At 68.5% G+C, this 7,050-nt stretch carries 8 protein-coding genes; 5 read left to right on the forward strand and 3 right to left on the reverse strand.

Annotated features, from left to right (window positions below; translation table 11 throughout):
• The first annotated feature begins 5 nt into the window (after positions 1-5).
• From U4Y91_RS07040 to U4Y91_RS07055, 4 genes are all read left to right on the forward strand, one after another.
• The gene (locus U4Y91_RS07040; protein WP_321804372.1) at positions 6-548 is read left to right on the forward strand and encodes a hypothetical protein; all 543 of its coding nucleotides are present in this window, start codon (positions 6-8) and stop codon (positions 546-548) included.
• Positions 545-1,165: a hypothetical protein gene (locus U4Y91_RS07045; protein ID WP_321804373.1), complete on the forward strand. Its 621-nt coding sequence runs from the start codon at positions 545-547 to the stop codon at positions 1,163-1,165. The genes U4Y91_RS07040 and U4Y91_RS07045 overlap by 4 nt, the downstream gene beginning before the upstream one ends.
• A gap of 112 nt (positions 1,166-1,277) precedes the next feature.
• The gene (locus U4Y91_RS07050) at positions 1,278-1,895 is read left to right on the forward strand and encodes a hypothetical protein (protein WP_044848966.1); all 618 of its coding nucleotides are present in this window, start codon (positions 1,278-1,280) and stop codon (positions 1,893-1,895) included.
• 70 nt (positions 1,896-1,965) lie between these two features.
• Entirely contained in the window at positions 1,966-2,583 is a 618-nt protein-coding gene (locus U4Y91_RS07055; RefSeq protein WP_044848965.1) for a hypothetical protein, read from the forward strand.
• Positions 2,584-2,649: 66 nt separating this feature from the next.
• Here the strand turns inward: U4Y91_RS07055 and U4Y91_RS07060 are convergent, their stop codons facing one another.
• The gene (locus tag U4Y91_RS07060) at positions 2,650-3,537 is read right to left on the reverse strand and encodes a DMT family transporter (RefSeq protein WP_321804375.1); all 888 of its coding nucleotides are present in this window, start codon (positions 3,535-3,537) and stop codon (positions 2,650-2,652) included.
• A 126-nt stretch (positions 3,538-3,663) separates the two neighbouring features.
• Between U4Y91_RS07060 and U4Y91_RS07065 the strand changes: the two genes are divergently transcribed.
• Positions 3,664-5,145, forward strand: a complete 1,482-nt coding sequence (locus tag U4Y91_RS07065; RefSeq protein WP_321804377.1) for a PLP-dependent aminotransferase family protein — start codon at positions 3,664-3,666, stop codon at positions 5,143-5,145.
• Here U4Y91_RS07065 and U4Y91_RS07070 read toward each other — a convergent pair.
• Together U4Y91_RS07070 and U4Y91_RS07075 are read right to left on the reverse strand one after the other, a co-directional pair.
• The gene (locus U4Y91_RS07070) at positions 5,142-6,572 is read right to left on the reverse strand and encodes a cytosine permease (protein WP_321804379.1); all 1,431 of its coding nucleotides are present in this window, start codon (positions 6,570-6,572) and stop codon (positions 5,142-5,144) included. The two genes, U4Y91_RS07065 and U4Y91_RS07070, sit on opposite strands and share 4 nt — an antisense overlap.
• A gap of 144 nt (positions 6,573-6,716) precedes the next feature.
• The coding region (locus tag U4Y91_RS07075) for an electron transfer flavoprotein subunit alpha/FixB family protein (RefSeq protein ID WP_321804381.1) at positions 6,717-7,050 on the reverse strand (334 nt) is incomplete at its 5' end.

A 7,050-nucleotide genomic window follows, 5' to 3' on the forward strand; every position in this document is an offset into this window, starting at 1 on the left:
TCGCCATGTTCTCCACGTTCATCGCCCAATGGGAACGCGCGCACGCCGACGCGCTCCAGCTGTTCGGCAAGGTCGCCGCGCAGACGACCGGCACCGGCGGCACGCCCGGCGGCCCCGCGTGGCGCGCGTTCGCGCACACCGCGCTGCTCGCCGGCCACCGTTACGCCGACGCAAGCCAGGCCGCGACCGACGCGTTGTGGCGCGGCCAGCTCGAACGGTTCGGGCTCGGCAGTTCGGCCGCCGCGGTCAAGGAGCTGGCGGCCCTGAACGCCGATCTCGCGACGCGCTTCACGCAGAGCCACCTCCAGCACGCGGGCGCGATGGCCGACGCGGCCGCGCAATACCTCGACGATCTCGGCCGCACGCGCGGCCCGGCCGATGCCGCGATGGCGCTCGGGCGCTTCGCCGGCGACCTGCAGGCCCAGGCGCGGGCGCATGCACTGCACGTCGCGTCGCTCGCGAACGGCATCGCGCCGGCGCTCGCGCAGTGGGCCGACCGCACGCTGCGCGACGAACGCGACACACCCGAGCAGGAGCAAGCGTCATGAACATCAAGCTACGGTTCGTCAATCGCTCGAACGATTGCGGCAACAGCGAGGTCGTGCTGTTCCAGCGCGACGTGATCCCCGATCTCGACGCATTCGCGATCGCGTGGAAGGTGATTCGCTACTGCGGACGCGACTGCTTCCATCCGTTCGACTACTCGACCGACATCGACGTCGCGCTCGGCGACGAGCACGGCAACTTCTCGCCGCGCGTCACGGCGCCCGCCGGCGTGCGCTTCGTCGTGGACGCGCAGCCGACGGGACGCGGGCGGCTCGTCCCCGATCCCGACGACGCACCGGGCGGCGACATCGAAGTCGTCAATCGGCTGCGGCGCGGCGCCGTGAACGTCAACGCGTTCAGCGCGGGCCGGCTGATCGCGGTGAAGGAAGCGGTCGCGCCCGGGCAGAAGGCGGTGTTCCGCTTCACGCCGACGCTATGGATCGGCGTGGCGTCGCAGGTACAGGAAAGCCGCGCACTGCACGCGGCGGTGATGTCGAGCGCGAACACGATGCTGCCGCTGGCGGGCGTCGCCGCCGCCGACATCGTGATGACGGGCGGGGGCACCGGCACCGACGCGCAGCCGTTCGCGTTCGCGCTCGAACACATCGTGCGCGCGTAGCGCCGCCCGACATGGCTTGAACCGGCTTGACGGCACGGCTTCGCGGCCGGGCCGGCGGGAAAGGTGTGCGGCAGACCGACTGCCGTTTTTTTCAAACTCAAGGAGCAACGACGTGGATATCCAACTGAACCTGATCAACCGCTCGAACGACGCCAACAACTCGAGCGTCGTGATCTTCCAGAAGAACGTGGCGACCGACTTCGACGAACTCGCGATCGCGTGGAAGGTGATCCGCAATTGCGGCCAGGGCGACAACCATCCGTTCAAGTTCCCGATGACGATGAGCGTGAGCGCGAGCGACAGCTGGGGCAACTACATGCCGCAGCAGGTCGCGGCGAACGGCCAGGTGTTCCAGGTCGTACGCTCCAGCTCGGGCGACGTGCTGCAGCTCGGCGGCGACCCGGGCGCGAGCTCCGAGGTGCAGGTGCGCAACGACCTGCCGGCCGGCGCGATCAACGCGACGATCTACAAGGACGGCAACGCGCTCGCGCGCAAGACCTCCGTCGCGCCGGGCCAGAAGGCGGTGTTCCAGTTCAAGCCGACGATCTGGATCGGTGTCGCGTCGCAGATCGAACAGGGCGCGCTGATGAATTCCGCGGTGATCTCCGACATCAACACGGAACTGTCGCTGCTCGGCATCGCGAGCGCCGACATCGTGATGACCGGCGGCGGCCCCGGCCCGCGCTCGACGCCGTTCACGTTCCGGCTGGAAAACGTGGTGATGGCGTAACGGTCCGTGCGCCGGCGATGCACGGCCGGCGCCATTTCAATCAGTTATCCGAATCGAATCTAGGTGACTCATGGACATCAATCTCAACTTCGTCAACCTGTCGAACGACGTCAACAACAGCCAGATCGTGATCTTCCAGAAGAACGTGTCGACGGACTTCGACGAGCTCGCGATCGCGTGGAAGGTCATCACCAACTGCGGACGCGGCGACAACCATCCGTTCGTGTTCCCGTTGTTGACGACCGTCTCCGCGAGCGATGCCGACGGCAACTACATGCCGCAAAAGCGCGCGGACAACGGACAGGTCTTCAACGTGTCGCGCTCGACGTCGGGCAACGTGCTCGCGCTAGCCGGCCCCGCCCCGACGTCGCGCGAGATCCAGCTGCGCAACGACCTGAGCCAGGGAGCGATCACCGCGTCGGTCTTCAAGGACAACCGGCTGCTCGCGCACAAGACGGGGATCGTGCCGGGCCAGAAGGCCGTGTTCGAGTTCAAGCCGACGCTGTGGATCGGCACCGCGTCGCAGATCGAACAGGGCGCGGTGATGAATTCGGCCGTGCTGTCCGACATCAACACCGAACTGTCGCTGCTCGGCATCAAGAGCGCCGACATCGTGATGACGGGCGGCGGCGGCGGCACCACCGCGACCGCGTACCAGTTCCGGCTCGCGAACGTGGTGATGGGGTAAACGGCGCACGCGCGACGGCGCACGGGTGGCCCCGTCACGTCGTCGCGCGACCGCGCCGTGCGTGAATCAGCCGGCGCGCCGCACCGGCGCCATCTTCGAGAAATACTTCGCACCGGCCACGCAGCCGACGACCACGACCGTCACGACGAGCATCGACGGCGGCACCGTCTCGTGCAGCAGCCCGGCCGCGAGCAGGAAACCGAAGAACGGCTGCAGCAGCTGCAACTGGCCGACGCCCGCGATCCCGCCGAGCGCAAGGCCGCGATACCAGAACACGAAGCCGATCAGCATGCTGAACAGCGACACGTACGCGAGCCCCCACAGCGCGGCGGCGTCGACGCCGTCGAACGTCGCGGGCCACGTGAACCCCGCGAGCGGCAGCATCACCGGCAGCGACAGCACGAGCGCCCACGAGATCACCTGCCAGCCGCCGAGCTGGCGCGACAGGCGCGCACCTTCCGCATAGCCGAGCCCGCACGCGACGATCGCGGCGAGCATCAGCGCATCGCCCGCCACCGACGCTCGGCCGCCGTTGCGCAGCGCGAACGCGGCCACCGCACCGCTGCCGACCAGCGAGAAGACCCAGAACGGCAGCCGCGGCCGTTCGCCGCCGCGCCAGACGCCGAACAGCGCGGTCGCGAGCGGCAGCAGCCCGACGAACACGATCGCATGCGCGGACGTCACGTGCTTGAGCGCAAGCGCGGTCAGCAGCGGAAAACCGACCACGACCCCGAGCGCGACGACGATGAGCGATGCGGTCTCGGCACGCGTCGGCCGCTTCTGCTTCAGCGCGACGAGCAGGATCAGGCCGAGCACGCCGGCGATCGTCGCGCGCGCGAACGTGAGGAACAGCGGGTCGAGCCCCTGCACGGCGACACGCGTCGCCGGCAGCGAGCCACTGAAGATGATCACGCCCAGCAGGCCGCTGAGCCATCCGTCGGTCGTCTTTTGCACGGAAAATCCTGGTCGGAACAAGGTGGATGACCGATGATCCGCCGCCCGCGAAAAGCGCGTAAGCTACAGCCCAATACAATTCGGACAAACTGTACTGGACAACCAGCCGTACAGTTCCCTCCCGCCATGAACCGTTCCGTGCAAGACCCTGCCCCGCCCGCGCCGTCGCGCACGCGCGTGGAAACCGTGATGGACACGCTGCGCGCGCGGATCGCGAGCCGCGCGCTGATGCCCGGCGCGCGCGTGCCGTCGATCCGGATGATGGCCGACGCGCTGCACGTGTCGAAATCGACCGTCGTCGACGCGTACGAGCGGCTCGCGAGCGAAGGCGTGCTCGTCGCACGGCGCGGCTCCGGCTTCTACGTGTCGGGCCACGCGCCGCCGCTCGCGCTCGCCGAACTCGGCCCGCGCCTCGATCGCGAGCTCGATCCGCTGTGGCTGTCGCGCCAGTCGCTCGAGGCGGCGCCCGGCTCGGTGAAGCCCGGTTGCGGCTGGCTGCCGTCGTCGTGGCTGCCGGACGAGAGCCTGCGACGTGCGCTGCGCGCGGTGTCGCGCGACGAACCCGACGCGCTGACCGACTACGCGACGCCGCTCGGGCTGCCCGCGTTGCGCCAGCAACTCGCATGGCGGCTCGCGCAGCACGGCGTCCATGCGGAGCCCGCGCAGATCATGCTGACCGACGGCGGCACGCACGCGCTCGATCTCGTGTGCCGGCTGCTGCTGGAGCCGGGCGACACCGTCGTGCTCGACGATCCGTGCTACTTCAACTTCCAGGCGCTGCTGCGCGCGCATCGCGCACGGATCGTCAGCGTGCCGTACACGCCGAACGGCCCCGATCTCGCGCGTTTCGAACAGGTGCTCGCCGAGCACCGGCCGCGCCTGTACATCACGAACGCGGCGCTGCACAACCCGACCGGCGCGACGCTCGCGCCGCCGGTCGCGCACCGGTTGCTCACGCTCGCGGCCGAGCACGGCCTGCTGATCGTCGAGGACGACATCTTCGCGGATTTCGAGAGCACGCCCGCGCCGCGCCTCGCGGCATTCGACGGGCTCTCGCGCGTCGTGTCGATCGGCAGCTTCTCGAAGACGCTGTCGGCCGCGATCCGCTGCGGCTACATCGCCGCGCGCCCCGAATGGATCGACGCGCTCGTCGACCTGAAGCTCGCGACGTCGTTCGGCAATGCGCAGATCGGCGCGAACGTCGTGCACAGGCTGCTGGTCGACGGCACCTACCGGCGCCATCTCGACGGCCTGCGTATGCAGTTGGCCGATGCGATGGGCGAAACGATCCGGCGGCTCGCGCGCGCCGGGCTCGGGATCTGGACGGAACCGCGCGGCGGGTTGTTCGTGTGGGCCGAGCTGCCCGACGGGCTCGATGCCGCGCGCGTCGCGCGCCATGCGCTCGACCACGACGTGGTGCTCGCGCCGGGCAACGTGTTCAGCGCGTCGCACAGCGCGACGTCGTTCATGCGCTTCAACGTGTCGCGCTGCAAGGGGCCGGCGGTGTTCGATGCGCTTGCGCGGGCGATGGAGGCGGCGCGTGCCGCATCGCATGCCCCCGAAACGCCACCGCCCGGTGCGCGCCAGCGCGCGCGGACCGCGCCCTAGTCGGCGTCGCGGGCCGAGTCGGACAGGATCACGCGATCCGGCACGCTTGCCAGCGCGCCGCGCGACGCGACGAAGTACAGCAGGCCCGGCACGACGATGCCGACGATCCACGACACGTCGACGCCGCCCAGCGCATCGACCCACGGCCCGGTGTAAAAGCCCGTTGCGACGAACGGCATCTGCACGAGCACGCCGACCGCATAGACCGCAATGCCGACGACGTTCCAGCGGCCGTACCGGCCGTCCGGTTCGAACAATGCCGGCACGTCGTAACGTTCCCGCGTGACACAGTAATAGTCGACGAGGTTGATCGCGCTCCACGGCGTGAAGAACACCAGCAGAAACAGCAGGAACGACGAGAACGCCTTCAGGAAATCGTGCTGCCCGGCCAGGGCGATCCCGCTCGATGCGGCGACGGTCAACAGCACGAACGCGATGCGCGTGCGCGGCGAGATCTCGCGCCGCCCGCCGAAGCCGGTCAGGATTGCCGCCACCGACATCACGCTGCCGTACGCGTTGAGCGTCGTGATCGTCAGCTTGCCCAGCGCGATCGTAAAATAAAGCACGGCAGCGATCGCGCCGGTCGCACCGAGGCCGACGATGAACGCGACCTCGTGCCCGGAGAAGCGATCGCCGGCGAGCGCGGCGGCAAGCACGCCGAAGGTCATCGACACCTGCGCGCCGATCACGGTGCCGCAGAACACCGCGGCAAAGGTCTTGACGGGCGACGTCGCTCTGGGCAGGTAACGGGAATAGTCGGCGACGTACGGTCCGTACGCGATCTGCCACGACGCGGACAACGACACCGCGAGCAGGAACGAGGCCGGCGTGAAGTGGCGATTCGCGAGCAACGTGCCGAACGCGTGCCCGTGCAGCAAGCTCGCAAACAGATACAGGAAGGCGAGCGTGCCGACGATGCTCGATACGCGCCCCATGACATGAATCGTCCGGTAGCCGAGACCGGTGAGCAGAACGACGAGCGCGGAGAAGATCAGGATCGCGGCGGTATGGCCGACGTGCAGCAATTCTGCGATCGCCTGCCCGGCGAGGACCGTTCCGCCCGCCGAGAATCCGACATACATCACGCAGACGAGCGCGAGCGGCACGATCGCGCCGTACACGCCGAACTGCACGCGACTCGACACCATCTGCGGCAGCCCGAGCTGCGGCCCTTGCGCTCCGTGCAGCGCCATCACCGCGCCGCCGAGTACCTGGCCTGCCAGCAAACCGATCAGCGACCAGAACACGTCACCGCCGAGCACCACCGCCAGCGCGCCGACGACGACTGCCGTGACCTGCAGGTTCGCGCCGAACCACAGGGTGAATTGACTGAACAGGTTGCCGTGGCGCTCGGCATCGGGAATATGGTCGATCGAGCGACGCTCGATCAATGACGGATTGGCGACAGATGAAGCGATACGTTCCATGCTCGGCTCCTGACCGGTGGAAAACTGCGCTTGGGGGTTCGCTCGGACCGGGGCATCAGGCTACGGTCCTTCGCGTGGATCGCGCGCCGGTCGCGATGACACGGCATGCAGGCAGGATCGATGGACCCTGACGGGTTACAGGAATCAGAGCGACGCGGTCAGCTGCGGGACGAGTTCGTGCAGATCGCCGACGAGGCCGTAGTCGGCCACGCTGAAGATCGGCGCTTCGGGATCCTTGTTGATCGCAACGATCACCTTCGAATCCTTCATGCCGGCCAGATGCTGGATCGCACCCGAGATGCCGACCGCGATGTACAGCTGCGGTGCGACGATCTTGCCGGTCTGGCCGACCTGGTAGTCGTTCGGCACGTAGCCGGCGTCCACCGCCGCGCGCGATGCGCCGAGTGCCGCCGACAGCTTGTCGGCCAGCGGCTCGAGCACCTTCGTATAGTTCTCGCCGCTGCCCAGGCCGCGGCCA

The organism is Burkholderia sp. BCC1993 (genome assembly GCF_905339865.1).
GTDB lineage: Bacteria > Pseudomonadota > Gammaproteobacteria > Burkholderiales > Burkholderiaceae > Burkholderia.

Coding starts and splice junctions, on each gene's coding strand:
- U4Y91_RS07040 (WP_321804372.1), top strand. CDS start 6: ATGTTCTCCACGTTCATCGCCCAATGGGAACGCGCGCACGCCGACGCG.
- U4Y91_RS07045 (WP_321804373.1), top strand. CDS start 545: ATGAACATCAAGCTACGGTTCGTCAATCGCTCGAACGATTGCGGCAAC.
- U4Y91_RS07055 (WP_044848965.1), top strand. CDS start 1,966: ATGGACATCAATCTCAACTTCGTCAACCTGTCGAACGACGTCAACAAC.
- U4Y91_RS07065 (WP_321804377.1), top strand. CDS start 3,664: ATGAACCGTTCCGTGCAAGACCCTGCCCCGCCCGCGCCGTCGCGCACG.
- U4Y91_RS07070 (WP_321804379.1), bottom strand. CDS start 6,572: ATGGAACGTATCGCTTCATCTGTCGCCAATCCGTCATTGATCGAGCGT.